Origin of the sequence: Nocardia brevicatena NBRC 12119 (genome assembly GCF_000308495.1) — a bacterium.
Lineage (GTDB): Bacteria > Actinomycetota > Actinomycetes > Mycobacteriales > Mycobacteriaceae > Nocardia > Nocardia brevicatena.
Genome location: NZ_BAFU01000247.1, coordinates 1 through 22,431, shown reverse-complemented (window position 1 = coordinate 22,431; position 22,431 = coordinate 1). Strand labels below are relative to the sequence as shown.

The following is a 22,431-nucleotide window of genomic DNA, read 5'->3' as shown; positions in this document are numbered from 1 at the left end:
TCGGCGGCCTTCACCGACCTGGGCCTGACCCCGGGCGAGTACGACGACGCGGCGGTCCTCTATACCAGCGGTACGACCGGCCCGTCGAAGGGCGCGCTGGTTTCGCACACCTATTTCGTCTTCTACTCCTGGGCCTTCACGCACGGTATGGGGCACGGTCCCGCCGACGTGCTGTTCACGCCGCTGCCGATGTTCCACGCGAACGCCTTGGCGGTCACCATCTTCCCCGCGGTCATGGTCGGCGCGCGGGCGGTGGTGGTGTCGCGGTTCAGCGCGGGCCGGTTCTGGCATCAGATCGCCGACAGCCGCGCGACCCACTTCGCCGGCATGGGATCGATGGGCAATGTGCTCATGCGCCGCTCGCCCACAGAGTTCCGGCCCGACCATTGCCTGCGCGTCTGCCATCTGGTGCCCGCTCCGCACGAACACCCGGAATTCGAGCAGCGTTTCGGCGTTCCGGTCATGTACGCGACCTACGGCATGACCGAAGGCATGGTGGTGATCCCCGGCATCGACGGCACGCACCGACCGGGGCTGATCGGTTCGCGCCATCCCTACCACGATGTCGCGGTCGTGAACGAGCACGACCAACCGGTTCCCGATGGCACGCCGGGTGAACTCGTCGTCCGACCGCGCATCCCGGACATCATGTTCCGCGGCTACCTGAACCGTCCCGACGCCACCGTGGAGGCCTGGCGCAACCTGTGGTTCCACACCGGCGACTCGGTCCGTCGCGACCGCAACGGCGACCTGTGGTTCCTCGGCAGGCTCAAGGACACGATCCGGCGGCGGGGGGAGAACATCTCGGCCTTCGAGGTCGAGCGCGAGGCGCTGCAATGTCCCGGTGTCGCGGAGGCCGCGGTGGTCGGGGTGCCCTCGGAGGTGGGCGAGGACGAGGTGCTGCTCGCGGTCACCGCGATCGACGGCGTGACCCTCGATCCGGCGCGGGTGCACACGCACTGCGCGCAGCGGCTGCCGAGGTACATGGTGCCGCGCTATGTCGAGGTCCGGCAGGAACTGCCGAAGAACGCCGGCCAGAAGGTGGTCAAGAACGAGTTGCGCGACGGCGGGCGGAGCCCGGGGCTGTGGGACGCCGAATCGTCGGTGCGCTGAGCCGGAGACGAGAAGGCCCGCGGCATCAGGGGGTTCAGGATGCCACGGGCCTTTCCGTGGGTCAGCTCCGGCTCGGCGTGGGTAGGGCGGCGCCGTCCCAGCCGATAATGCGCCTACCTGTCTGCGCCGTGCCCGCCACGACGACGACGGAGACATTGTCGATGTAGGCGAGGCCGAACTCGGGAGTGACGTTGTCGGAGGCGAAGACCGCCCACAGCCGCAGCGCGGAGCCGTGGGTGAACACCGCGACGGTGCTGTTCGGGTGCGTGGCCTCGATCTCGCGCACCACCACGTCGAAGCGCGCGACCGCCTGCCGCGCGGACTCGCCGCCGCCCGGCAGCACCCGATCGGGGTTGCCCTCGACCCATTCCCGGTAGACCGACCGATAGGTGGCCACCGCCGCCGGGTCCGATTTCGCCTCCAGCTTACCCACCCGGACCTCGCGCAGACCGTCGCGGACATGCACCGGCAGGCCGAGCGCCTCGGCCGGCGGCCGCGCCGTCTGTTGCGTGCGCACCAGGGTGGAGGTATAGATCGCCTCGACCGCCTCGTCGGCCAGCCGCTCGACCAGGGACACGGCTTGGGCGCGGCCCTTGTCGGTCAGATCGGGACCGGGAGCGGAGGTGTCCATGCCGCCGACCACATTGGCCTGCGACTCACCGTGCCGGATCAGGAGCAAACGCATGGTCGGTACTCCGTTCTCATTCGGCCGCGTCGGCCACCGGGCCGATCGCGATGGACTTGGTCTCCAGATACGCCTGCAGACCCTCCGGTCCCATCTCGCGGCCGATGCCGGACTGCTTGAAGCCGCCGAACGGTGTGCCCTTGGCCTGGGGGAACCCGTTGATGCTGACCATGCCGGTGCGCACCTGTCGCGCCACCGCCAGTGCCCGGTCGGTGTCCGGAGACCACACCGAACCGGACAGTCCGTAGATCGAATCATTGGCCATCCGAACGGCTTCGGCCTCGTCGTCATAGGCGATGAGTGAGATCACCGGACCGAAGATCTCCTCCTGCGCGACCCGAGAGGTGTTGTCGACGCCGTCGAGCAGTGTCGGGCCGACGAACCAGCCGCGGTCCAGTCCGGCGGGTATACCGCCGCCGGTCACCACGGACGCACCCGCCGAGGATCTGGAGGACGCCTCCTTCGCCGGCCAGCACGACACCTACCTCGACATGCGCGGTCTCGACGAGGTGCTACGCGCTATCCGCAACTGCTGGGCATCGTTGTGGTCCACCCGCGCGGTCGCCTACCGGCACCGCACCGGCAACGATCACGCCGAGGCCCGCCTGGCCGTGGTCGTGCAGCGCATGGTCGAGTCCGAGGCCTCCGGCGTGATGTTCACCGCCAACCCGCTCACCGGCGCCACCGATGAAATCGTCGTCAACGCCGGCTGGGGCTTGGGCGAGGGCATCGTCTCCGGCATCCTGACCCCCGAACAGTTCACCGTCGCCAAGCGCACGCTGCGCGTGGCGGAGAAGGTAATGGGCGAGAAGAAGGTTCGTGTCGTCCGCGACCCGCAGACCGGCATCGGCACCGTCACCGAGTCGACGACGGCCGAGCAGCAGTCGCGGTTCTGCCTGTCCGACGAGGAGGCGGGCCGGCTCGCCGAACTCGGCCGTCGTGTCGAGGCCTACTACGAGGGTATGCCGCAGGATATCGAGTGGGCCTATACCGACGGCGCGTTCTACCTGCTGCAGTCACGCGACGTCACCGGCGTCGAGATGACCTGGGACGAGGACGTCGACGCCTGGCAGACCCAGCCCGAAGACCCCGAGGTGGTCTGGTCGCGCGGCTTCGCCGACGAGTTCTGGACCGGCGCGATCACCCCGCTGTTCTACTCCGTGCGCGCCAGGGAGCAGACCCAGGGACATATCCGGATTTCCAAGGAGTGTGGGGATTCGACGACCTGGCGCAGCTGCGTAGGCACCGTTACCACAAGGCCGAGGCGTACATCAGCGTCGACTACCAGAAGACGCTGGTCACCAAGATCGTGCCCAAGCAGTTCCGTGCCGGGCAGGTCGGCTACCTGCCCGCCGCCGACCGCGAGGCCGCCGAGTCGTGGCCGTTCTCCCTCGGCTCCTATCTGCGGATGCATGCCCGCATCATGGCGCTCGCGCCGAAGCAGGGCCTGGTCAAGTGGCTCGACGAGGTCGACGACCTGCTGTCCGACCACGTCGCCGACGCCGAGGGGCTCGGCAACGCGGAACTGGCCAAGCTCACCGACGACGAGCTGATCAAGGAGATCGACCGTTACTGCGACTATGCGGACTCCCTGATGTACGCGATGTGGAGCGGTTTCTTCATCCATGCCGCGAACGCGATGAGCCTGCTCGGGCTCATGGTGGGGAAGTGGTACCGCGGCACCAACGAGGCGGTGTTCACCGACCTGATCACCGGCCTGCCGCAGCGCACCACCACGGTCAAGGAAAACCACGCCATGTGGGAACTGGCCAACGAGATCCGCAGCCGCGAGAGTCTGCGCGAGCACATTCTCGCCTGCGAGCCGACCAAGCTGCTGAGCGCCCTGCGGGCACATCCCGACGGCGCGACCGCCGCCGAGATGTACGAGACCATGCGTCGCGAGCACGGTCACCGAGGCCACGCCGACCGCGATTTCTGGTTCCCGCGCCGGCTCGACGACTCGACCATCGACCATCAGGTGCTCATCTCGCTGCTGAGATCGGAATCCACCGCCGATCCGCTGGAGGCCGAGGAGCGACTGGTGGAGAAGCGGCTGCGGGCGACCGAGGATGTGATCGCGTCCATGCGTGAGCTGCCGTTCGGCAACCTGCGGGTCGAGGCGTTCAAGGCGCTGCTCGGCTATGTGCATCGCTTCCTGGTGGCCCGCGACGACGAGCGGCACTTCATGGACCGCATCACCTACACCAAGAAGCGCGCCTTCAACGAGGTCTCGCGGCGACTGGTCGAGCGCGGTCGGTTCGACAATCACGAGGACTTCTACTTCCTCAGCCAGGCCGAGCTGTACGACGTGCTGAAGGACCGCGCCCCGATGCGCCTGATCCGGGCCAAGATCGAGGGCAGGCGGGCGGCCTTCGACCGGATGAACCGCAAGGAGCAGGTGCCGCCATACTTCCTGAAGGGTAACGCCGAGTACGTCGACGGTCCGGACGAGCAGCTCGACAATTCCAGTGGGGTGCTGGCCGGCGCGGGCACCAGCCGCGGCGAGATCACCGGCACCGCGCGAGTCGTGCGTGAGCTCAAGGAGATCGGCCGGGTGCAGAAGGGTGACATTCTCATCACCAATAGCACCGATCCCGCCTGGACCCCCGTCTTCCTGGTCATCAAAGGGTCTGGTGCTCGAGACCGGCGGCATGCTCGCGCACGGCGCCTGCCTCTCGCGCGAGTACAACCTACCCGCGGTGACGATCCGCGACGCCATCGGCCGCATCCCCGATGGCGCGACGATCACCGTGGACGGCACGAACGGCATCGTGCGCATCCATGAGGAAGAGCTGGTAGCGGTGGAGTGAGAATCCGTCCGGAATGAGTGGCCCGATCGCCGCCGCGCCGAGGGGCGCGGCGGCGATTCGTCGTGTGAAGGGCCTGCACGCCAGGGCATCCGTCGTCCCGCACAGCCGGTTCGCGAAGCCGGGATGGATGTAACTGTGCGTATTATTACCATGATCGGTAGGGGTATGTCGCAATCAGGAGGCTTCGCGTGACGCTCAGTGTACGACCCAAGAAGACGGCGATACTCGTCGCGCAACGCATCGTCGCCGATATCAACGCCCGAGGTAACAAGGTCGGCGACCGGCTACCCGCGGAGAAGGACATGCTGGCCGAGTACAACGTCGGGCGCGGCACTCTGCGCGAGTCGCTGCGGTTCCTCGAACTGCAGGGCGTCATCTCGTTGCGCCCCGGGCCGGGCGGTGGCCCGATCGTCCAGCAACCGGATTCGGCGGCGCTGTCGACGACCCTGATGCTGCTGTTGCAGTTCGAGCAGGCGCCGTATCGCTCGGTGACCGAGGCGCGTTCGGCGCTCGAGCCGGTCATGGCGCGCCTGGCCACCGAGCGGATGACCGAGGAGCAGCTGGCCGAGGTCGGCGACAGTGTCGCCAATATGGAGCGGGTGCGCAACGACGAGGCCGCTTTTATCGCGGAGAACAAACGCTTCCACAAACTCATCGCGTACGGGTCCGGCAATGCCATCTTCGGCTATCTCATCGATTCCATGATCGACATCCTGGACGGCTCGCCGATCGGTATGGAGTACCCGATGGCGCGGCGCTCGGCGGTGGCGAAGGCGCACAAGCTCGTCTACGAGGCGCTGGCCGGTCGCGATCCCGAGGCGGCGGCGCAGGCCATGGCCGATCACGTCGGCCAGTACGCCACCTATACCGAGAAGAAGTATTCCGATGCCCTCGCCGCGCCGATCGTCTGGAGCGTCGGCGGCTGATCCGGATTTTTCGAACCCGGTCCGCCCCGGGCCGGGTCACAGCCTTGTGCCTACCTAATAATGATGATAATAATTAGTAGTGTCTTGGCGACGTGATGCAGTCATTGTCGATGCGGTCCGCACCGGTACGGGGCGTGGCAAGCCGGGTGGGGCATTGGCCGAAGTCCACCCTGTCGACCTGTTGAGCGAGGTATTCAGCGCGCTGATCCGCCGCAATGGGATCGATCCGGGCTCCGTGGACGATGTCGTCATCGGATGCGTCTCGCAGGTCGGTGAACAGTCCGCCACACCGGGGCGGATGGCGTGGCTGGCGGCCGGCCTGCCGGCGCACGTCCCCGCCACCACCGTCGACCGCAAATGCGGTTCCGGTCAGCAGGCAATCCACTTCGCCGCCCAGGGCATCGCCGCGGGCGTCTACGACATGGTCATCGCGGGCGGCGTCGAGTCCATGAGCAGAGTCCGGATGGGGTCCGCGCGCGCCGGAGCCGATCCGGACGGGGTCGGGGTGGCCGAGCGGTTCGCGCCCGGTCTCGTCCCACAAGGAGTAGCCGCCGACCTCGTCGCCCATCGCTGGGGAATCACCCGTGCCGAACTCGACGGCTACGCAGTGCGTTCACACCGTCTGGCGGCGGCCTCGGCCGCGATGCGGCGAGAGATCATCGGGGTCCCGACCCCCACCGGTCTCTTCGAGCGCGACGAGACCGTACGACCGGACACCACCGAAACCGCTTTGGCGCAACTGCCTTCGGCCTTCCGCTCCGATGAGATGGCGGCCCGGTTCTCCGAGATGAGCTGGGGCACTACCGCCGGGAATTCGTCGCAACTGGCCGATAGCGCCGGCGCTCTGCTGCTGATGAGCCTGGAGACGGCCGAGCGTCTCGGACTGACCCCCCGCGCCCGCCTCCACACGATGCTCGCCGTCGGCGACGACCCGCTGCTGATGCTCACCGCACCCATTCCGGCCACACATGGCATCCTCCGACGATCGGGATTGTCGATGGCCGATATCGACCATGTCGAGATCAACGAGGCGTTCGCGTCGGTGCCGCTGGCATGGATGCGTGAATTCGACATCGACCTCGTGCGGGTCAACCCGCGCGGCGGCGCCATCGCGCTCGGCCACCCGCTCGGGGCGTCCGGGGCGCGCCTGATGACCACGATGCTGCACGCACTCGAGGACAACGACCAGCGTTTCGGGCTACAGCTGATGTGCGAGGCGGGCGGGATGGCGAACGCGACGATCCTCGAACGCCTTTCCGACAGACAGCCGTTGTGACATCGATAAGGAGAAATCTGTGGATATCAAGGGATCATCGGCACTCGTGACCGGCGCGGCGTCGGGTCTCGGCGCCGCGACCGCCCGCAGACTCGCCGCCGCGGGCGCGAAGGTCTGCGTGCTGGATTTGCCGCAGTCGAACGGCAAGGCGGTGGCCGACGAAATCGGCGGCGTCTTCGCCCCCGCCGACGTCACCGACTCCGACGCGGTGGCCGCGGCCATCGAGGCCGCCACCCGCGAGGCCCCGCTGCGGGCGCTGGTGCACTGCGCGGGCCGGGGCGGTGCCGTCCGGCTGGTGAATCGCGACGGCAGCCCGGGCTCGCTGGAGATGTTCGAGGAAGTCGTGCGGGTCAACCTGTTCGGCACCTTCAACGCGCTGCGATTCACCGCTGCCGAGATGGCGCGCAACGAACCGGTGAACGGTGAACGTGGAGTGTGTGTGCTGACCGCATCGGTCGCGGCCTTCGAAGGGCAGATCGGTCAGCTGCCGTACGCGTCGGCGAAGTCGGGCATCGTCGGTATGACACTGGTCGCGGCGCGTGACCTGGCATCGAAACTCATCCGGGTCAGCACGATCGCGCCCGGTCTGTTCGACACCCCGATCCTGGCGCGGCTGCCCGAGAACGTCCGCGAATCGCTCGGCGGCTCTGTCCCGCATCCGAGCCGGCTCGGTCACCCCGACGAGTACGCGTCGCTGGCCGCCCACATCATCGAGAATCCGATGTTCAACGGCGAGACAGTGCGGCTCGACGGCGCAGTCCGGATGGCGGCGCGATGACGAGGCCCGCCGAGACGAGGTTCGCGCCTGAACTGCTGACCGAAACCCGGGGCCGGGTGCTGGTTCTCACCATGAACCGGCCTGACGCGAAGAACGCGATGAGCGCGGGCCTCGCGCACGACATCGCCGCCGCCATGGACGCCTTCGATCGGACCGACGAACTGAGCGTCGCGGTGCTGACCGGAACGGGTGGGACATTCTGCGCGGGCATGGACCTGAAGGGTTTCGCCCGAGGTGAACGACCTGTGGTGGACGGTCGAGGCTTCGCGGGTCTGGTGCAGCGCCCGCCTCGCAAACCTCTCATCGCCGCGGTCGAGGGCTACGCGCTGGCGGGCGGTTTCGAGATCGCGCTCGCCTGCGACCTCATCGTAGCCGCGAACAACGCCACCTTCGGTCTTCCCGAAGTGCGCCGCGGGCTGACCGCCGCCGCGGGCGGGCTGCTGCGGCTGTCGCGGCGCATTCCCTATCACCTTGCCATGGAACTGGTGTTGACCGGCCGTATGTGGCCCGCGACCGACGCTGCGGCGGTGCGCTTGGTGACCGAACTCGCCGAACCGGGACAGGCGCTGGCGCGGGCGCTCGCGCTCGCCGAGCGGATCGCCGAGAACGCGCCCTTGGCGCCGGCAGCCTCGAAACGAGTGCTGATCGAGTCCGACGATTGGACGCTGGACGAAATGTTCGCCAGGCAGGAGGCCTACGTCGACCCGGTGCGTAGGTCGGCGGATGCCCAAGAGGGAGCTGCTGCCTTCATCGAGAAGCGTACGCCCCGGTGGACAGGCCGCTGATCGCCTGACCTGGCTGCGCCGGTGGCACTTTCGTTCCACAGGGTTGACGCCCGATGCGGCGGAGGGGTCGGGTCGAACGCACTCCGCCACCGTGGTTCGGCGAGTACGACACGTGGATCAGGGCGTGGCCATCGTGTTGATCCGGCGAAGGCGGCGCCGCGCGCCGGCGTCCCGCCGAGAACCGTTCGTCCCGGTCCCGGCCGCCCTGCGCCTTGGATGCCCGCACGAAGACCTGCCTGACGATGACAACCTACTGCGGCCACCACCCCGGCACGGGTGCGCGATCGAGCGAAGAAGCCACCGTCGGTCCGGCACGGCCCGGACGCGGACGCCGAACCCGTGGTGCCGATGACCACGATCACCGCCATGACCTTTCGTCACCGATCTGTATCGGATTTCCGCCCCCCGGTTCGGTCGGTTGGTTCTGGGCATTGTGTCCGCAGCCGGTAGCGGCGTTCGGCGTAGGCGAGGTCGTCGCGCCACAGCCGGACGGCGGCGCGCGTCATCAGCGGCCGCAGTAGGCGCGCCGCATGGCGGGCGCGGATGAATCCGGGTCGAGCGGAGTCGGCGATGACGGCTTCGATGACCGCGGTGCGTGGGCGCCCGTCCGGTCCGGTACCCAGTGGCGTGGCGTGGGTTTCGACGACACTGCCGGCTCCCTCGCCTTCGACGATGCGCATGGTGACCGTCCGCGGTTCCGGGCTGGTGAACTCGGCCAGGACGGGGACGCCGAGCCGACGGCCGAGTCGGAAGGTGACCGCGACAAGGAACCGGTCCTCGGTATCGGCCGGGACATGATGCACCGCAGGGGTTTCGATTACGTCCAGGTGAGCGAACGAATACGGGTGAAACCAGGCGCCGTGCCAGGGGTCGAGTCGGTTGGCGACGATATCGACCGGCTCGCACACCCCGCTGACCGTCGCCACCGCGGCGATCGCCCGGTGCGTGGGCGGGCGCGCGCCGATGACCGGAGTGTCGAGCGGGCTGTCACCGTCGAGAAGGTCGAGGCGGACCCAGGCCAGCACCCCGTCGTCGTGGCACGGCAGCGGTGCCCAGCCCAGCGCGCCATCGGCGTCGACGCGCAGGCCATGCCATCGGCACACGAGTGCTCCGCGGTCGATGCGTGCTTGCGCCAACGGTGCACCCAAATGCGGACACGCTCCGGGGCCCACGACGAGCCGGCGCTGTTGGTCGCGCCATGCCACGAGCTCGATTCCGGCGACGGTGAATCCGAATGGGCGGTCGGCGCCAACCTCGGAGCCGGCCGCGAAAACGTACCAGTTCCCGGACCGGCGTTGCCGAGCGCGGCCGAGTGCGGCGGTGATGACGGCGGGAGCCGCGGCACGGTAGGTGGGCTGTTGGGACTCCCAGCGGCTCGGTTCGACAGGCTGCAGTGGCCATCGACCGGGCCATCGCCGAAACCCGGGATTCTTCACGGGAATTCCTCTTTCGCTGCTGCTGATCGGTAGCGGGCGGCGAGCCGGCGCAGGAGGGCGTGGCGGCCGCCGGTGGGGACGGTGTGCAGATCGTGACCGGGCAGCCCCCATCCGGTGAGCAGCGAGTTCGCCGCTGCCCATCCAGTGGTGGCGGCACGTTCCATCAATGCGACCGGCAGGTCGATGCGGATGCCGTCACCGGCCAGCACGAGGTGGTTGTGTGGCGTGTGGACCGTGGGTCGGTGGGCGTGGTCGCCGACCCCGAACAACGGACAGTCTTCGTGCCATTGCAGGTGTTCGCCGAGGATCCGGGCGGCTGCGGTCTCGGGGTAGAGGCTGTTCAGCCGGGCGAGGAGCCGGGCGCGGATGTCACGTGCCTGCGCCGGTGTGCGCTGCCGCGGAATCGCGTAGGCGTGTAGTTCCACTACGGCGCCGTGGCGGCGGTCGGCCCACGTGCGGGCCTGGTTTTCGTAGCGGTTGACCACGCTGATGTTGTCGAGTGGGGGCAGGCCGCCGGTAGCCAGGAATGCGGGCCGGTGTCGTGCCACCGGCCGGTCCAGCCATAACCGGTGCACCAGAAATGGTGGCGCGTTGCGCAGCCGTTGGATCGATGAGCGCCACGCGGTGTCACCGATCCGTGGGGAGTGTTCGACTATGCGGCGCAACCCGGTGATATCGGTGGCCAGTACCACGGCGTCGGCCGTGGCCGCGCCGCCGTCGTGCTCACACACCCGGAAGCCGGTGCCGTCGGGGTGCACCGCGGTCACCGTCGTATCGGTACGAATCCGGGCGCCGCGCGAATGGAGGTAATTCTGCAGCGGCGACCACAGTGCGGTGTCGTAGTTCGAGGTGGGGACGTCGAAGAGCAGGCCTTCGCTGGAGCCGAGAAAGTAGATGTGGAACATGGTCGCCAGCTCCGCGGCCGACAGCTGGGTGGGCGAAGAGAAGAAGCTGCGGGAGAACACATCGAAAGCAAGATGGCGAGCGGTCTCGGGAAAGTTGATCCGTTGCAGGAAGGTTTCGGCATCGACGTGGTCGAGGAGCTCATAGATCGCGGGCACCGATACATCGGCGAGCGGTGCCGCGGCCCGCCCGTCGATGCGGTGTAGGTCTCGGAGTGGGAAGGTGCGGCTTCGGACGGCGAACGCCAGCGCGTTCCACGGCGGGTGACGGGGCAGGTGCCGGAAGGTGTCGCGGCGTCCATGCGCGTCGACGAGTGGATAGTCGTCGACACCTTCGAGCCGGCGCAGCTGCGGATCGGTGCGGCGCAGGAGTTGACGCAGGTTGTAATACTGGCGGAAAAAGGCGTGGAAGCCGCGGTTGACCGCGATCGGAGTGCCGTCGGGCAGGGTGTCGGTCCAGCCACCGACCCGGCCGCCCAAGTAGTGTCGGCGCTCGACGATTTCCACGCCGATTCCGCGTTCGGCCAGTGCCGTCGCCGCGGTGAGCCCGGCGATGCCGGCGCCGACGATCACCACGTGCGGGCGGTGGTCGAGGTGACTGCGCTCACCCGCGCGCGGGGCGCGATGGTGAACGATGCGTCGATCACGGCCGAGCCCGGGACGCACTACGTCGTCCTTCCCGTGCCGAGGCCTGGCAGCTCGACGGTGGCGGTGAAAGTGTGGTGCACGCTCATCTCCTGTCTTTCGCGGCGAATCCCGATGCCGCCGTCAACTGCGGAACCGACCGGCCATCGCCCCGGCGTTCGGCTCGACCACTTCGGCGGCACACTGTAGCCGGGGCACCGGAGATCAGGGTGCAGCCTCGCCGGTGGCGGCAAGTGCCACCTTGTCGAAGCGGGGGATGGAACATGAGCGGATCCCCGTCTGTGAGGATAGGGCGCCTGCACCGCCTCGGCCAGGTCATGGGAGAACCTTCGGTGCCGCGATGCCGGGATCGACCCGACGAGATCGCCGAAGCCCGTCCCATGTCACCGCAGACCGCCGGTGTGGGCTCACGGCAGCGGCCATCTCCTCGTGCTCGGACTCGGCCGCCGGTTCGTGGCCGTGCAGGTGTTCACGGACGCGGAGTTGCGGCGCCTGCGACAGACCCGGAGATCGGGTCGCGAGGTGTCGTTTCGGTACTTCCTGCCGGCCCCGACAGAGGCGGCATTTGTGGCGACGCATGGTCGGGACCGTCGGTCCGGAAGGAATTCCCGGCATATTCGGGACGTCCTAGGCGTTGTTCAAGGCGTCACAAATGCTGATAGGACCGTTATTCCGGAGCGTTATTTAGCTAGGCTAACGAATTTCGATGAGGGAAGGCCACCGAATCGAGGAGGGCCGGACTGTGAAAGCGGAGACACGCGAGGAATTGGTCAGGCGACGTATGACGCAGCTGTGCGCCGAGTACGACGACGTCCGTCATGCTGTGCCGCGCGCAGAGGTCGCCCAGGAGATCCACGAACCCGGGAAAGGGCTCACGCAGATCATCGAGACGGTCATGGTGGGCTATGCGGACCGACCGGCCCTCGGCCGGCGGGCGACCGAGATACGCACCGACGAGGCCACCGGCCGCGCATCGCTGACACTGCTGCCGCGCTACCGCACGATCACCTACGGCGAGTTGTGGGAGCAGGTGCGCGCGGTAGCGGCCGCATGGCACGGTGACACCGAAAACCCGCTGCGCAAAGGCGATTTCGTGGCCATGATCGGTTTCACCAGCAGCGACTACACCACTCTCGACCTGGCGGCCGCCTCCTTGGGCCTGGTGGCCGTTCCATTGCAACCCAGCGCGTCCGTCGCGGGGCTGACCGCCATCGTTGAGGAGACCGCGCCGCGGGTACTCGCCGCGACGCCCGAACTCCTGGACACGGCCGTGACATGCGCCCTGACCGGCCCCGCGCTGCGGCGACTGCTGGTCTTCGATTACCACCCGGGCGACGACGACCAGCGGGAGGCATTCGAGGCCGCCCGCGTGCGCCTGGCCGACGCGGGCAGTCCGGTCGTGGTCGAATCGCTCGACGAGGCTCTCGCGCGTGGCAGGAACCTGCCGTCGGCGCCGCTGCATCTGTCGGGGCCGGACGACGACCCGCTGGCGCTGCTGCTTTACACCTCGGGCAGCACGGGAACGCCCAAAGGCGCGATGTACACCGAACGACTGGTCGCCGCGGGATGGCTGAACCGGCCGGATGTCGCCGCGATCAACCTCAACTACCTGCCGCTGAGCCATATCGCGGGCCATTTGTCGCTGGCGGGTGCGCTGGCGCGCGGCGGTACCGCATACTTTGCTGCCAAAAGCGATATGTCGACGCTCTTCGACGATATCGCGCTGGCCCGGCCGACCGAGTTCTTCTTCGTTCCGCGTGTATGCGACATGGTGTTCCAGCGCTTCCAGAGCGAGATCGAGCGGCGCGGCCACGACATCGACCGCGATGCGCTGGAAGCGCAGGTGAAAGACGAACTGCGCGAACACTTTCTCGGTGGGCGCCTCATCACGGCCGCCTGCGGCAGCGCTCCGGTGTCGGCGGAGATGAAATCATTCATGGAGTTGGTGTTGGATCTGCCGCTGCGCGACGGCTACGGGTCCACCGAGACGGGTGGCAACGTCATGGCCGACAACCAGCTGCAGCGTCCGCCGGTAATCGACTACAAGCCGGCCGACGTCCCCGAATTGGGCTACTTCCGGACCGACAAGCCGTACCCGCGCGGTGAGCTGCTGTTGAAGAGCACCACCATGATCCCGGGCTATTACAAGCGACCGGAGGTCACCGCCCAGGTCTTCGACGAGGAGGGTTTCTACAAAACCGGCGACATCGTCGCCGAGACCGCGCCGGATCGGCTGGTCTACCTCGACCGGCGCAACAATGTGTTGAAACTGTCCCAGGGCGAATTCGTCGCGGTCACGCACCTGGAGACGGTGTATTCGACCAGTCCGCTGGTCCGGCAGATCTTCGTGTACGGCAGCAGCGAACGCGCGTATCCGCTTGCCGTGATCGTGCCCACCGACGCCGCGTTGACCCAGGGGGATCCCCACAGGGTGAAAACAGCGCTCAGCGAGTCGCTACAACAGCTCGCCAAGGAAGCCGGCCTGCACAGCTACGAGATCCCGCGCGACTTCCTGGTCGAGACCGAGCCGTTCACCAGGGCGAACGGATTGTTGTCCGGTATCGGTAAGTTGTTGCGGCCCAAGCTGAAAGAGCGCTATGGCCAACGGCTGGAGCAGCTGTACTCGGAACTGGCCGAGGGGCAGGCGAACGAACTCGTCGACCTGCGCCGCACGGCGGGCGAGCGGTCGGTGCTGGACACAGTGAGCCGGGCAACGAAAGCCCTGCTCGGATGTGCCGACACCGATCTGCGCCCCGATGCGCGCTACACCGATCTCGGCGGCGATTCGCTCTCGGCGTTGTCGCTGTCGAACCTGCTGCACGAAATCCTCGGCGTGGAGGTGCCGGTGTCGGTGCTGATCAGCCCGACCAACGGCCTACGCGAGATCGCGGACTACATTGTGGCCGAACGCACCACAGGAGGCCTGCGGGCGACCTTCGCCACCGTGCACGGTGCGGGGCCGCAGGTTCGCGCCGCCGACCTCACCTTGGACAGGTTCCTCGACGCCCCTACCCTGGCCGAGGCGCCGACGCTATCGCGCGCGGACGGTCCGGCACAGACCGTCTTGCTCACCGGTGCGAACGGCTATCTCGGCCGCTTCCTGTGCCTGGAGTGGCTGGAGCGGTTGCACGCATCCGGTGGCACGCTGATCTGCCTCGTGCGTGGTGGTGACGAGGCGGCCGCGCGCAAGCGCCTCGACGTCGCCTTCGACAGTGGCGACCCTGCCTTGCTCGCGCACTATCGGCAGTTGGCCGACGCGCACCTCGAAGTGATCACAGGCGATATCGGCGAACCGGACCTCGGCCTCGGCTCGGCGAGCCGGCAGCGGCTGGCCGACCGGGTGGACCTGATCGTGCACGCGGCCGCCCTGGTCAACCATGTGCTGCCGTACCGGCAGTTGTTCGGGCCGAACGTGGTTGGCACCGCCGAACTGGTCCGCTTGGCGCTCACCACCCGACTGAAGCCGTTCACCTACCTGTCGACCGTCGCGGTGGCCGCGCAGATCGATCCGACCGCCTTCGCCGAGGACGGGGACATCCGTGAGATGAGTCCGGTCCGTACGGTCGACGACAGTTACGCCAACGGCTACGGCAACAGCAAATGGGCGGGGGAGGTGCTGCTGCGCGAAGCCAACGACCTGTGCGGTCTGCCCGTCACGGTGTTCCGCTCGGACATGATCCTGGCCAACAGTCGCTACGCCGGTCAGCTCAACGTGCCGGATATGTTCACCCGGCTGCTGCTGAGCTTGATCGCGACGGGGATCGCGCCGTTCTCCTTCTACCGCACCGCTGCCGACGGCACCCGCGCCCGCGCCCACTACGACGGCCTGCCCGCCGATTTCACCGCTGCGGCGATCACCGCTCTCGGCGTAGCGGACGGCACAGGTTTCCGGAGTTACGACGTACTCAACCCGCACGACGACGGCCGCTCACTCGACGAGTTCGTGGACTGGCTCGTCGCCGCCGGTCACCGGATCGAGAGGATCGCCGACTACGACGAGTGGTTCGCCCGGTTCGAAACCGCACTGCGCGCGCTGCCCGAACGACAGCGCCAGGTCTCCGTGCTGCCGCTGCTGCACGCTTACCGGCAGCCGGCGCCTGCGGTCCGAGGCTCCGTGCTGCCCGCCGAGAGATTCCGCTCCGCCGTCTGGGCCGCGGGTATCGGCGTCTACCACGATATCCCGCATATCTCCCGCGAACTCATCGAGAAATACGGCACCGACCTGGCATTGCGAAACCTGCTCTGAACGTCCGAGCCCGGATGCCGGTGCGGGTGCGACACGCTGGTGGCGGTTGCTGCGCCGCTCTCGAACCGTCGGCCGGGATGCTGTCCGGACGTGTCGACAACCACCGGAGCATGACCACGGTCAACCCGGGCCGGCAATGACCGCCCCGACCGAGGTCGCCGCCGGAGAATGCTTCGTGGAGTCCACCGAGACATGGTGCGGACAGTATCCGGCGATCGCGCGATCGGGGTGAACTCCTGGAACGAGTTCACCCCGTCTCCGGACTATGATATCGAGATGCTGCGGGTGGTCTGATCGTCAAATGCGATAGAGCTCTCGGCGACCTGATGAACAGTGCTCACGCCAACTCTGCAGCGTTTATTTTCCCGGCCGAACGGCAGGGGCGCGATCTTTTGCTACAAGGAACTCCCCACACGAGAGACGCTCTTCGAAGTCATGGGCTGCTCCGGAAACCAAAAATCATCTACTGGCCATTTTCCGCGATCGATGGCGATTGGGGACGGTTGCAGCAAACGCCGCCGATAACGATCAGGTATTCCGATCTGGACGACAGCCGGCACCGGATCATTCCAAATTATTGTCGGATAGGACCGAATCGAAAATCTTCCTCGGAATGTCACTGTTACCGGATAATGGCGAGACGGGCTTCGCGTACGAGAGTCGTTTCAGCGCTTCCGCTTCCGCACGACCGTCGTCGAATCGTCTTCTCGTTCGCGCTTTGCGGCCCGGCGCTCCTTGATGGTCGACGAGGGTTTCTTCAGTGTCTTTCCACGTGATTTGTCAGCCATTGTCGCTCCTGTTTCGAAACCGACTGACCTCAACCATATACGAGAAAAAAATAAAAGCCAGTCCGGTCGGGAATCTCCACCCGACCGGCGGAATGGCGGGCTGGTAGTCGGTGCGAGCTGATCGGCGTGGAGGCGGCGACCACGGGCCGGTCGCCCGGCTCGAGGCGACCGTTCTGGAGTTCGCCGGGTGCCGGCGGCCGGGTGACGTCGCTTTGGCCGGGCGGTGTCTTCGCCGCGACGGCGTGAACCCGGAGCCGGGGATGCGACCGGAGCGGGCCGCCGGGACCGAGCCCGGCAGGATCGCGGATGCCGAGGGCGGGCGCATCTGGTCGGGCGATATCGCCGTCGCCACGCTCGGGATGATCTCCGCTACCGCGCTCATCGAACTCCTGAGCTGCCCGGCATGGCCGGGCGAACTCCGCGGCTCACTTCTTCGTGCCGGTGAGCCAAGCGGCCGGAGCCGCAACCGCACACCGATCGACCACGCTGATGGTCTCATCGGCATGTGAGATCGTGGAACCCTATGCCCGACAGGCGGCGCGATCACCAACCGGCAGGTGGGGCCGCTTCTCATGAGGAGGAACAAAGTGAGTACAGGTGGATACGAGCCCCACTTCGGACCGGTCACGGGGGTGACCCCGGGCGGGCTGGGCAAACGCGCTGCCGCCCGCTTCATCGACTGGATCGTTGCGGGCATTGTCGGCGGGATCTTCTTCTGGTTGCTGAACAAATCGGCCCACACGCCCGGATGGGTATCGATCCTGCCCGGCGCCGGATTCGGCTTCCTGTACTTCCTCGGTTTCGAAGTGGCCACCGGATCAACCCCCGGTAAGAAGCTTCTCGGCCTGCACGTCAACGGATCCGGCGGTACTCCCAAGCCCGGCATCAAGGACTCTGCCCTGCGTAACGCGTATATGTTGCTCAACCTGGTTCCGTGCATCGGTGGGGTGCTGTGGTTCTTCGCCGCCCTCGCCATTGCCGTCACAGTTGGTTCCAGCCCGACCAAACAGGGCTGGCACGACCGGTTCGCCGACGGCACCCAGGTAGTCGAAACCCCCTAGGTTTCACACCGCTGTAGCGGTGCCTTCCGATCATCGCTACAACGGCAGCAATGCCGGGATATCGGGCGGGACCGATCACACACGCGGTTGCGTGGGGTCGCCGGAGCTGTTCCGGATCGCAGACGAGGTCGAGGCGCCGGTTCGAACGTCGAGTCGTGTCGGGGGTCGGCAACCCGCCCGGTTTCGGCGAAGACCGTGGCGACCCTGTGACGTCGGTATTCGCGGACGGGTCCGCCGGCCGGCTTCGTCGGTGTTCGGTTCAGGAGGATTTGCCCCGTAGCCGGGACAGGCGCTGTATGGGGCGGATCAGGGAGCGGCCGTGACGGTTCAGGTCGGCCCATGGGTCGCGTTGGCCGGCTACGCGTTTGGGTATGTCACGGATGGCGAATCGGTCCGGTCGCATGTCGTGGCCGTCGAGTTCGTCCCACTCGAGGGGGGTGGCCACCGGTGCACCGCGGCGGGCTCGCACGGCGTACGGGGTGACCGCGGTCTGTGCGTAGGTGTTGCGCATGATGTCGAGATAGATCCGGTCGCCGCGTTTGTCCTTGCGGGCTTCGACGGTGCGATGGGCGGGGTCGTCGGCGGCGACCAGCTCGGCGACCTCGCGAGCGAACTGTCGGGCGGTGTCGAAGTCGGCATCGCCTCCGACCGGGACCACGACGTGCAGTCCCCGCGATCCCGTGGTCTGCACGTAGGGGACCAGGCCCAGATCGTTCAGTACGTCACGGAGGGTGTGGGCCGTCGCTCGCACCGCGGCGAAGTCCCCGACGGAGGGGTCGAGGTCGAATACGATCCGATCCGGAGTGTCGAGTCGGTCCTGCCGCGACAGCCAGGCATGCGGGGTGATGCCGTCCTGGTTGACCAGCCACTTCAGCGCCCGAGGGGTGTCGGCGATGGCGTGCACGACGGTGCCGCCCTCTTTGGCGACCTGGGCTCGGTGCATCCAGTCCGGCAGGGAATCGGCGAAATCCTTCTGGACGAAGCCGGGCTCGTCGATACCGCGCGGGTACCGCTGCAGCATCAGCGGACGATCCTTCAGATGCGGCACCATTACCGCGGCCACCTGGCCGTAGTAGTCGACGAGGTCGCCTTTGGTGATGGCGTCGGCCGGGAACAGTATCCGGTCGGCGTGGGTGATCTCGACATCGATGCGAGCCATCAGTGTGTCTCCCGCACGACCTCGTGGGCATTCTTGTCGGTGCGCAGGCCAGTGTAGCCTGCCGTCGCGGGTCCACTCGGTGAACGCCACCTGAGCCCCCAGCTCCGGGTGCACCCACCGAGTGGCGGCCTCGCGAACCTCCCCTCGGATGAACGGAGACGTGTCCTGCTCGATCCGCGACATCCGACTGTGCAGGGCACGCAGGGTGGCGTTGTCGAAGCCGGTGCCGACCTTGCCCGCATACACCAGATCACGGCCCTGGTAATAGCCCACCAGCAGTGCACCCAACCCGATCCGGCTGCCGCGCGGGACAGTGTAGCCGCCGATCACGAACTCCTGGTCGCGGACACACTCGGACTTCGGCCAGTCCGTCGAACGGCGCCCCGCATAGGAGGCGTCGGCGCGTTTGGCGATCACCCCCTCGTCACCGCGTTCGCACGCCGCCCGATATGCGGCCTCACCGTCCTCGACGCGGTGTGTGGTGTAGCGGCAGCGGACCGTCGAACGACAGGGCATTGCGCAGCAGCCGTTTACGCCATAGCAGCGGCAGCACGGTGGTGTCGTATCCGTCGAGGTGCAGCAAGTCGAACAGATAGAAGAAGACCGCGATGTCGGATGCCCGAGTCTGCTCGGTGTCGGTGATCCCGAGGCGGCCCTGCAACCGGGCGAAGCTGGTACGCCGTCCCTGAAATGCCACGATCTCACCGTCGACCACGAACCGGCCACTGGGGCACCGCCTCCTCGCGGAGCATCGACCGCAGCTCCTCGGGTAGGCGCACCATCACCCCGACCCGCCCACAAGGCGCTCGGACAACATCGACTCCGCCCGACTGCCTACCGGGTCGCACATGTCGGCGCGTTCGTCGCAACGCTCGACCGGCAGCCATGCCGTGTCCGTGCCTGTCCGGGTCTCCTTCAGGGACATATCCGGGGCCTACCCGCCGAGGAGGGCCGGAAACCGACGATCACCAGCCCGCGCGGGGCTGTCGTCGGTCAGAAGTCGAGCGACCCGAGCGCGAGCCGCGCAGTATCGTGTCGGACTCGCACTTCTCGTGGCTCGGCCTCGAGGGAGATTGCCGGCCGGCGGAGCTGCCATACCGGCCGGTCTGGGCCACGACATGGGAAGACGAGGCCAATACCGAGATCGCGCCCCGGCTCGGGCTGCCACGACTGCCGGTCGGAACCCTGCGCTGAGCACGAACGCGAGGACCGATGGTTCGGGCTGTGCTGGAAGCCCCGGACCCTGGTGGACTGGGGCCGACGGACGCCCATTCGCCTGGGTCGACGACGAGATCACCGACGCCGACCACACCTGGGTCGTCACCCGTCATCGCGGCCCTGCACTCCTGCGGCGCGTCGAGTCGTTCCGAGGGCTCGGTGACGAGGACTTCACAGCCCTCGATCACTGGCTGCGAGCAATCCGAGCCCCACGAGATCCACAGGAATTGACAGTTACTCGGACCACACTGAACCGAAACCGCACTGTTCTTTGTGCTCGGCCCTGTCATCCCTGTTGGTGGTGGGTGAGCAATCGGGCGAGCAGACGGGTCAGCGTTTGCCTGTCCTCGGCGGGAAGGGGGCCGAGTAGCTCGTCCTGCACCTGGTCGAGCGCTCGGTCCAAGCGCCGCAGTTGCCGATTGCCGGCTTCTGCGAGGATCGTCATGTGGCGTCGTCGGTCCTGCGGGTCCGGCGTCCACACGACGAAACCCTGTTCGGCCGGCTCGTTGATCGCTGCCACCACGTCGCTACGGTCCATGTCGCAGCGGCGACCGAGCTCGGTCTGGCCGGCGGCCCCGAACTCGTCCAGCGCGGCCATGATGCGGTAGTGGTACCCACGTGCACCGATCTCACCGAACCTGTTGGACGCCACCTTGGGCGCGTGCACTGCCAACCGGGTGAGCAGCCAACTCGGCTTCGCGGAAAGGCGTGCAGGGGTCTGGTCCACGACAGCCACCCAACTTTATTGGCGCTGCCAACAGATATCTGTATAGTCGGAGCGGCTAATATTGGAGCCGCCAATGATTTGGCGTCAACAGTAACGAGGAAGGTATGCAGCGAACGCTCCGGGCCGTCGTAACCTGCGCCGCCCTCGCCCTTACGCTCACCGCCACCGCTTGCGGCGCCGACAGCACCGCCTCGCCCAACAGTCGCCCATCCACCCTGTCAGCGAATGAGGATGCCATGTCCACCACCTCTCCGATCACCGACCGTATCGAGATCGCTGACCTGTTCACCCGCTTCGCCCGCCTGCTCGACGAAAGGCGATGGGACGATGCCGGCACTGTCTTCACCGAGGATGTGGAGGTCCACTCGCCACGAATCCAGGTCCGCGGCCTCGACAAGGTTGTCGACTTCATGCGACAAAGCGAGGTCGAAGGGGAACACACCCAGCACACGACCACCGATCTGCTGGTAGAAGTCGACGGCGACCGGGCCGCTGTCTCGTCGAACTCGATCGTGTACTACTACCGCGACGGTCAACCACCTCACCAGACAGGCGGCCTGCGACAGGCCTGCACCGCAGTACGTACGCCGGAAGGCTGGCGACTCAGCGAGACACGAATCATGCCCGCCTGGATCCGTAAGGACTGATCGTTCCCGCGCGGACCAGCACCCTTCCCTGTCACCTCGAGGGTTGGCCCGAATGGGAGGTCTCGTACGTCGAACATTCGATCGCCTTCGCGCTGCGTCGAAATGCCAACCTGCACCAACAACGAAGCAATCGCATATGGCCGTCCTGGGTGGCGACTGCGTGACATTCTCGGGCATACGCATACCGGCCGAACTCGGCCGGCGCGAAGTCCTCGCGGGAACGATCGCAGGTGAGCAGATGTGCGCGGGCATGGTGATCGAGGCCGTCGACCAGTATGTGGCCTCCCGCAGCGAGCAGTCCTACCTGGACGCGATCCACGGCAAAACGGCGGTGATGCTCTCGGTGGCGTGCCGGGTCGGCGCGATGCAGGCCGGCCGCTCCGAAGATGAAAAAGAGGCGTTGCCCTGTTCGGCCGATACTTCGGGCCGGCCTACCAGCTGTATGATGACATCCTCGATCTGACCTCGACCGCTGAAGAAATGGGCAAGCCTGTCAACGCGGATTTGCCCGAGGGCATCTACACCCTCCCCGTCATCCGCGCGGCTGTCCGCGACCAAGGTCTTGCCCGGCTGCTGCGCCGAGCAATGGCAAGTGAGCAAGCCGTCCACGCCCGCGAGCTCGTCATCGCCTCCGGTGCCGTGGACGAAACGCAGGCGGGGGCCGATGAATTCCTGGACCAGGCCGCCGGTCGGCTTGCCACTCTGCCCGTCGACCCGAGCGCCCGCCACGCGATGATTACCTATGTCCGGTCCATCCTCGATCGGCGAACTCCGGGTCCCGCGGTCCCCTCGCAGGCGACACGGTCATTCGAGGACCACAGCGCCGCGCTCCCGCAGGAGCTCATGCGATGGGCGAGGAGCCGGCCGGTCGACACCCGGCCTCGTCCTCACTCCGGCCGAGGCCGACCACCACCGATTGCGGTTGCAGGCGGCACAGGCCTTGTCCCCGGTAGCGGACGTGGCCCGGGAACGGTCCACCGCGGGCATGGCCATCCTGTCCTGTGTTCGACGACCTGTTGGAGGATCCGCAGCTGCGGGACCCGGAAGCGGTTACCGCGCCGAGGCGTGGCGTGGTGGCAATGCTGCGCCAGGCCTCGGCCGTTGGTTTATGTGTGCGCCTGGCAACCATCACCGACCCTTGTCGCCGCCCAAGGCAAATGAGCCTGTCGTTTTGGAATACCCCCAGGTAGACATCGGCGGTGGGTTGCTACCGGGTAGGTGTGCCGGTT

Annotated in this window: 20 protein-coding genes and 1 pseudogene; 14 read left to right on the top strand and 7 right to left on the bottom strand. The window is 67.1% G+C overall.

Going from position 1 to position 22,431, the window contains the following annotated elements:
- The first annotated feature begins 18 nt into the window (after nt 1-18).
- Nucleotides 19-1,113, top strand: coding sequence for an AMP-binding protein (locus ON20_RS31500; RefSeq protein ID WP_306306887.1), 1,095 nt, complete (start codon nt 19-21; stop codon nt 1,111-1,113).
- A gap of 61 nt (nt 1,114-1,174) precedes the next feature.
- Here ON20_RS31500 and ON20_RS31495 read toward each other — a convergent pair whose 3' ends face one another.
- Both ON20_RS31495 and ON20_RS31490 read right to left on the bottom strand, forming a co-directional pair.
- Complete coding sequence (locus ON20_RS31495) at nt 1,175-1,798, bottom strand: histidine phosphatase family protein (protein WP_040841767.1); 624 nt, start codon at nt 1,796-1,798, stop codon at nt 1,175-1,177.
- A 16-nt stretch (nt 1,799-1,814) separates the two neighbouring features.
- Nucleotides 1,815-2,195: an aldehyde dehydrogenase family protein gene (locus tag ON20_RS31490; protein WP_245547615.1), complete on the bottom strand. Its 381-nt coding sequence runs from the start codon at nt 2,193-2,195 to the stop codon at nt 1,815-1,817.
- On the opposite strand from ON20_RS31490, the gene ON20_RS39615 reads away from it, so the two are divergent.
- The 7 genes and pseudogenes from ON20_RS39615 to ON20_RS31460 all read left to right on the top strand — a co-directional run bounded on the left by ON20_RS39615 (nt 2,095) and on the right by ON20_RS31460 (nt 8,373).
- A complete protein-coding gene (locus ON20_RS39615) occupies nt 2,095-3,351 on the top strand; it encodes a PEP/pyruvate-binding domain-containing protein (RefSeq protein WP_245547601.1) in 1,257 nt (418 codons plus the stop codon). The genes ON20_RS31490 and ON20_RS39615 overlap by 101 nt on opposite strands.
- 41 nt (nt 3,352-3,392) lie before the next feature.
- Nucleotides 3,393-3,956: pseudogene (locus ON20_RS41335) on the top strand (hypothetical protein); the annotation flags it as partial.
- A 493-nt stretch (nt 3,957-4,449) separates the two neighbouring features.
- Entirely contained in the window at nt 4,450-4,608 is a 159-nt protein-coding gene (locus tag ON20_RS40830; RefSeq protein ID WP_083865565.1) for a PEP-utilizing enzyme, read from the top strand.
- Between the two features lie 188 nt (nt 4,609-4,796).
- A complete protein-coding gene (locus ON20_RS31475; protein ID WP_040841758.1) occupies nt 4,797-5,534 on the top strand; it encodes a FadR/GntR family transcriptional regulator in 738 nt (245 codons plus the stop codon).
- A gap of 79 nt (nt 5,535-5,613) precedes the next feature.
- On the top strand, nt 5,614-6,810 hold the full coding sequence (locus ON20_RS31470) for a thiolase family protein (protein ID WP_040841755.1): 1,197 nt from the start codon (nt 5,614-5,616) through the stop codon (nt 6,808-6,810).
- Nucleotides 6,811-6,829: 19 nt separating this feature from the next.
- Nucleotides 6,830-7,588 carry an SDR family NAD(P)-dependent oxidoreductase gene (locus tag ON20_RS31465; protein ID WP_040841753.1) on the top strand — a complete coding sequence of 253 codons (759 nt, stop codon included), beginning with the start codon at nt 6,830-6,832 and terminating at the stop codon, nt 7,586-7,588.
- Nucleotides 7,585-8,373 (top strand): crotonase/enoyl-CoA hydratase family protein, encoded by a 789-nt coding sequence (locus ON20_RS31460; protein ID WP_040841751.1) that lies wholly within the window; start codon nt 7,585-7,587, stop codon nt 8,371-8,373. Before ON20_RS31465 ends, ON20_RS31460 begins: the two co-directional genes overlap by 4 nt.
- A 377-nt stretch (nt 8,374-8,750) precedes the next feature.
- On the opposite strand, the gene ON20_RS31455 is transcribed toward ON20_RS31460, so the two are convergent.
- Nucleotides 8,751-9,815 (bottom strand): DUF5914 domain-containing protein, encoded by a 1,065-nt coding sequence (locus ON20_RS31455; protein ID WP_051163721.1) that lies wholly within the window; start codon nt 9,813-9,815, stop codon nt 8,751-8,753.
- Nucleotides 9,806-11,377 (bottom strand): FAD-dependent oxidoreductase, encoded by a 1,572-nt coding sequence (locus tag ON20_RS31450; RefSeq protein ID WP_040841748.1) that lies wholly within the window; start codon nt 11,375-11,377, stop codon nt 9,806-9,808. The genes ON20_RS31455 and ON20_RS31450 overlap by 10 nt, the downstream gene beginning before the upstream one ends.
- Before the next feature lie 760 nt (nt 11,378-12,137).
- Between ON20_RS31450 and car the strand changes: the two genes are divergently transcribed.
- From car to ON20_RS31435, 3 genes are all read left to right on the top strand, one after another.
- Nucleotides 12,138-15,602, top strand: coding sequence for a carboxylic acid reductase (car, locus tag ON20_RS31445; RefSeq protein ID WP_040841905.1), 3,465 nt, complete (start codon nt 12,138-12,140; stop codon nt 15,600-15,602).
- 1,048 nt (nt 15,603-16,650) lie between these two features.
- A complete protein-coding gene (locus tag ON20_RS37185; RefSeq protein WP_157229164.1) occupies nt 16,651-16,899 on the top strand; it encodes a hypothetical protein in 249 nt (82 codons plus the stop codon).
- A gap of 78 nt (nt 16,900-16,977) precedes the next feature.
- Nucleotides 16,978-17,451 carry an RDD family protein gene (locus ON20_RS31435; protein WP_040841743.1) on the top strand — a complete coding sequence of 158 codons (474 nt, stop codon included), beginning with the start codon at nt 16,978-16,980 and terminating at the stop codon, nt 17,449-17,451.
- 259 nt (nt 17,452-17,710) lie between these two features.
- Here ON20_RS31435 and ligD read toward each other — a convergent pair whose 3' ends face one another.
- The 3 genes from ligD to ON20_RS31415 form a co-directional block, all read right to left on the bottom strand.
- Nucleotides 17,711-19,126, bottom strand: a complete 1,416-nt coding sequence (ligD, locus tag ON20_RS39610; RefSeq protein ID WP_245547600.1) for a DNA ligase D — start codon at nt 19,124-19,126, stop codon at nt 17,711-17,713.
- Nucleotides 19,068-19,307 (bottom strand): DNA ligase-like domain-containing protein, encoded by a 240-nt coding sequence (locus tag ON20_RS39605; RefSeq protein WP_245547599.1) that lies wholly within the window; start codon nt 19,305-19,307, stop codon nt 19,068-19,070. Before ON20_RS39605 ends, ligD begins: the two co-directional genes overlap by 59 nt.
- 807 nt (nt 19,308-20,114) lie before the next feature.
- Entirely contained in the window at nt 20,115-20,555 is a 441-nt protein-coding gene (locus ON20_RS31415) for a MarR family winged helix-turn-helix transcriptional regulator (RefSeq protein WP_040841738.1), read from the bottom strand.
- A 104-nt stretch (nt 20,556-20,659) separates the two neighbouring features.
- Between ON20_RS31415 and ON20_RS31410 the strand changes: the two genes are divergently transcribed.
- The 3 genes from ON20_RS31410 (at nt 20,660) to ON20_RS40825 (ending at nt 22,363) form a co-directional block, all read left to right on the top strand.
- Complete coding sequence (locus tag ON20_RS31410) at nt 20,660-21,202, top strand: nuclear transport factor 2 family protein (RefSeq protein ID WP_245547598.1); 543 nt, start codon at nt 20,660-20,662, stop codon at nt 21,200-21,202.
- A gap of 136 nt (nt 21,203-21,338) precedes the next feature.
- On the top strand, nt 21,339-21,665 hold the full coding sequence (locus ON20_RS33775) for a polyprenyl synthetase family protein (RefSeq protein WP_051163702.1): 327 nt from the start codon (nt 21,339-21,341) through the stop codon (nt 21,663-21,665).
- On the top strand, nt 21,608-22,363 hold the full coding sequence (locus ON20_RS40825) for a polyprenyl synthetase family protein (protein ID WP_083865563.1): 756 nt from the start codon (nt 21,608-21,610) through the stop codon (nt 22,361-22,363). Before ON20_RS33775 ends, ON20_RS40825 begins: the two co-directional genes overlap by 58 nt.
- The last annotated feature ends 68 nt before the right edge of the window (nt 22,364-22,431 follow it).

Coding starts and splice junctions, on each gene's coding strand:
- ON20_RS31495 (WP_040841767.1), bottom strand. CDS start 1,798: ATGCGTTTGCTCCTGATCCGGCACGGTGAGTCGCAGGCCAATGTGGTC.
- ON20_RS39615 (WP_245547601.1), top strand. CDS start 2,095: ATGAGTGAGATCACCGGACCGAAGATCTCCTCCTGCGCGACCCGAGAG.
- ON20_RS40830 (WP_083865565.1), top strand. CDS start 4,450: ATGCTCGCGCACGGCGCCTGCCTCTCGCGCGAGTACAACCTACCCGCG.
- ON20_RS31460 (WP_040841751.1), top strand. CDS start 7,585: ATGACGAGGCCCGCCGAGACGAGGTTCGCGCCTGAACTGCTGACCGAA.
- car (WP_040841905.1), top strand. CDS start 12,138: ATGACGCAGCTGTGCGCCGAGTACGACGACGTCCGTCATGCTGTGCCG.
- ON20_RS37185 (WP_157229164.1), top strand. CDS start 16,651: ATGCGACCGGAGCGGGCCGCCGGGACCGAGCCCGGCAGGATCGCGGAT.
- ligD (WP_245547600.1), bottom strand. CDS start 19,126: ATGCCCTGTCGTTCGACGGTCCGCTGCCGCTACACCACACACCGCGTC.
- ON20_RS31410 (WP_245547598.1), top strand. CDS start 20,660: ATGCAGCGAACGCTCCGGGCCGTCGTAACCTGCGCCGCCCTCGCCCTT.
- ON20_RS33775 (WP_051163702.1), top strand. CDS start 21,339: ATGGCCGTCCTGGGTGGCGACTGCGTGACATTCTCGGGCATACGCATA.